This is a genomic window from Herbiconiux daphne, assembly GCF_024979295.1.
Classification (GTDB): Bacteria; Actinomycetota; Actinomycetes; order Actinomycetales; family Microbacteriaceae; genus Herbiconiux; species Herbiconiux daphnes.
Genome location: NZ_JANLCJ010000433.1, coordinates 1 through 677, shown reverse-complemented (window position 1 = coordinate 677; position 677 = coordinate 1). Strand labels below are relative to the sequence as shown.

General features: G+C 45.1%; 1 protein-coding gene. It reads right to left on the bottom strand.

Annotated features, from left to right (window positions below; translation table 11 throughout):
* A partial coding sequence (locus tag N1032_RS25690) for an SU10 major capsid protein (RefSeq protein ID WP_259543443.1) occupies positions 1–677 on the bottom strand: 677 nt, incomplete at both ends.

Genomic DNA, 677 nt, shown 5'->3' with positions numbered 1-677 from the left:
AAGTTGCATTTACAGCTGCGACAGTAGCATCACTGGAAGACCAAGTCACTGCTTTGTTAGAAGCATTGGCTGGAAGAACAGTAGCAGTCAGAACAACAGCAGCATCACCAACTACTTTAGTCAGAGTAGTAGGAGCAACAGTTACACTTGCAACAGCAACGTTAGCAGCAGTTACATGGATAGTAACAGTAGCGGTTGCAGTAACACCATTCAGAGTACCAGTTACAACAGTATCACCGACTTTAACACCAGTCAGAGTTTTACCATCAGCACCAAGGGTAGCATTACCACTTGCATCTACTGAGAAGGTTGGAGTACCACCACCAGTAACAGTGAACAGAGTGCTTGCGTCCAGAGTAGAACCAACTACCAGACCATGAGTGCTAGAGATAGCAGTAATGGATGGGGTAGTGCCAGCAGTAATTTCCAGGATACCAGAAGCGAACTGGTTTTTGTGACGAAGGCCAACTTCCATCTCAATCATATACTTGTCATGAGAACCAGTTTTTGCTAACAGCTGAGTAGTAGGAGCACGGAGCACCATCTGAGTCCAGTCAGCAGCACGGAAGAAGTAAATACGATCTTCTGGCATAAAGCGGTTTGGAATCAGCTTATAAGTGCAACCCAGTGGAGTTACCAGAGTAGATACATAAGTATTGACTTTGATATCACTAGCG